The sequence below is a fragment of the Collinsella sp. AF14-35 genome (assembly GCF_003464565.1).
Lineage (GTDB): Bacteria > Actinomycetota > Coriobacteriia > Coriobacteriales > Coriobacteriaceae > Collinsella.
This window is the reverse complement of the sequence record NZ_QRZD01000048.1, coordinates 1-2,627: the sequence shown is the minus strand read 5'-3', so window position 1 is coordinate 2,627 and position 2,627 is coordinate 1. Positions and strand designations below refer to the sequence as shown.

At 54.5% G+C, this 2,627-nt stretch carries 4 protein-coding genes; 1 reads left to right on the top strand and 3 read right to left on the bottom strand.

Features of this window, described 5'->3' with window-relative positions; genetic code table 11:
• The 3 genes from DWW12_RS09620 to DWW12_RS09610 all read right to left on the bottom strand — a co-directional run.
• The coding region (locus DWW12_RS09620) for a class I SAM-dependent methyltransferase (RefSeq protein WP_147345500.1) at positions 1-445 on the bottom strand (445 nt) is incomplete at its 3' end.
• Positions 432-1,061, bottom strand: a complete 630-nt coding sequence (locus tag DWW12_RS09615; protein WP_117563603.1) for a class I SAM-dependent methyltransferase — start codon at positions 1,059-1,061, stop codon at positions 432-434. The genes DWW12_RS09615 and DWW12_RS09620, both read right to left, overlap by 14 nt.
• A 782-nt stretch (positions 1,062-1,843) precedes the next feature.
• Complete coding sequence (locus DWW12_RS09610; RefSeq protein WP_055251062.1) at positions 1,844-2,284, bottom strand: MerR family transcriptional regulator; 441 nt, start codon at positions 2,282-2,284, stop codon at positions 1,844-1,846.
• A gap of 15 nt (positions 2,285-2,299) precedes the next feature.
• On the opposite strand from DWW12_RS09610, the gene DWW12_RS10135 reads away from it, so the two are divergent.
• The coding region (locus tag DWW12_RS10135) for a flavodoxin family protein (RefSeq protein ID WP_369832449.1) at positions 2,300-2,627 on the top strand (328 nt) is incomplete at its 3' end.

The following is a 2,627-nucleotide window of genomic DNA, read 5'->3' as shown; positions in this document are numbered from 1 at the left end:
AGGCGGGGCATTCCCCGCCTCTTACACCACATCTCTGCGCGCTACCGACCTCACGGAAGCATCGGGGCAAATCAGGCCAAAAATAGACGGTCTCAAAGGCCGTGGCGGCATCGAAGTAGCTATCCTCAAACACCATATCCGCCACACTGCCTTGCAGAACGGCGCAACGCCCCTCCTGAATTGCAATTCGGTTGAGCTTTCTAGTCTTCTCCACGCTGACGGGCGAATAGTCGACGCCCTTGACGACGCCATGCGGGCATTTTTTCAGCAGCCGTTTTATGTTCGCCCCGCCGCCGCAGCCGCAATCCAGCACCTTGGCATTTGGCGCAAGTCGTAGAAATCGAAGTCCCCACCGCGCCACAGGGCTGTGGCCCAGATTCATCATGGCAACCATAAGTTTTCCGCCGAGGCCCACGGGCTTGCGGGTGTTTTCAAAGAACGACATCTGGCCCCTCCGATTTCGTGCATTCCGCATAGGTCAATGGGAACGAGGCCTTCAGCACCGCGCTTTTCTGCACCGCCCAGCCGTTTTGACGCAGGAAACGCAGGTATTCCTCGCTTGTCCACCTGCTGTGGAGGGGGAATCCCGCCATACTCATGAAAAAGGCTTTTGCCTTGCCGGAAACCGAGTTCCCCGCGTGGGTGAAGGTTGGCGCGATGAGCACGCCGTCGTCCTTCAGTACCCGCCTGATTTCTTGCAGTGCCTTTTCCGGATGCGGCACTATGTGAAGCGCGTTGGACGCGATCACCACTTCGAAGGACTTCTGTGCATAGGGCAGGCGGAACATATCTTGTACGGAAAAGTGCAGCTTTGCGGATTGATTGTCCCGCTTTGCTTCAAGGATCATCTGTGCAGAAGCGTCCGTAGCCTCGATGTGCACCGCCGCATCCACGATGCTCTTTGCGATAAGCCCCGTGCCGGTGGCAACCTCCAGTACGGTTTTTGCTTTCACCACCGGCCTGATCAGCTCATACATCTTCTCATACGCCGCCCGGTCCTTTCGCATGAAACGGTCGTACCGACCGGCATTCTTGTCCCAGAAGCCCTTGCGTTCGTGCATGGCTATCGCCCCCCAAACAGTTAGAGCAATCTAACTATAACACACGAATCATGCAGTAAGATAAGGCTAACCTTATTTCTTGGCCAAGACGCATCTCTTCGGTTTTGCTTATAACGGTGTGAGTCAGATACTAAGCTGGAGCTGAAGAAGGAGCTTGGCGGACAGGTAGGTCGATACCGGTTCCCGGAACGGTGATCCAGCCAATTACACCAGGGCTCTAGTCATGCAGATAAACCCAATCCATGACGGGAAATAGGTCCTTTTCTCTAGCTCGACGTCTTTCGGAGCTTGACGATTTGGACTGATGGAGGTGAGAAGTCCCTCACTGCGCCAATACCAGAAGATTGCGCTATAGACATCTCTCCGACCCTTTGAATCACCCCTTTTCACGCCACCCGCTACGAACCCCGGCGGAAACTAGGGAGTGATTAAAAAGGCGACCTGCGGTTTTGCGAATCAATTGAGTCATTCACAAAATCGCGAATTAAGGGCCTGATTCGCCCAAATTGCGCACGAATTGGCCCTTAGGCGGTACGACGCGACACGCATCGACAACACTCGGCCTGGATTAGTCACTGAGCGGGAATAGCGGGAACTGGCTTTTGAACTCGCGTTTTGATACCGTCGAGTACCGCCTGATGCTGTTTCGGCGCCGCCATAGAGTAAAGCCACCAGCGAAATAACGGGAATAAAAGCCTCCGGACCCTCTGGTTCGGAGGCTATCTTTTTGCATATCTGCCTAAAACGACTCCTTGCCAAAGCCCCTTGAGCATCGGGCGGCATTATTGAGTGTGGGCGTTATCGTAGGTATCTTTGATTTCTTCTGGCAAATTATCGGGAATCAGCGCCTTCACTCTATCCTCGTTGCCATCTTGGATTGCCTGCTCGTAGTACCAGCATTTGAACTTCAGCATGTCGAGCGCGCGGTTCATGTTCACGATCTCCGACTCCATGTGGGCCTTGCGCTCCTCGAACATGGCCTTGCGTTTGGGGTATGTTGAGGGACCCTCTGCGCACCATTCCATGAACAGCCGGATGTCCTTGATCTCCATTCCAGCCTTCTTTAGGCATTCGATGACCCGAAGCGCTTCGAGTTCCGTATCGCTGAATCGGCGAATGCCGGATGCCCGCTCCAGCCCCGGGAACAATCCCTGCTTGTCGTAATATCGCAGCGTTGAAGCGGGCAAACCGAACATTTCCGCCACCTGTCCGATTGTGTACATGGCTCCTCCGAAACAATGTCGAATTCATTCCTTGACCTAAAGTCAGGTTTAGGTATTACCTTCATTCTCGTCAATGTAAATCGGGAGCGCAAGGGGTATTCCGTAATGGGCAAAACGGTTTTGATAGTTTCTTCAAGTCCACGAAAGAATGGCAATTCCGAGACGCTGGCGGAGGCTTTCGCCAACGGCGCGCGGGAGGCAGGTCACAGCGTTGAGACCGTGCGTCTGCGCGAGAAGCAAATGGGCTTCTGCAGGGGCTGCCTTGCCTGCTTAAAGTTGGGGCGTTGCGTCATCCAAGGTAGCGCGCAGAGATGTGGTGTAAGAGGCGGGGAATGCCCCGCCT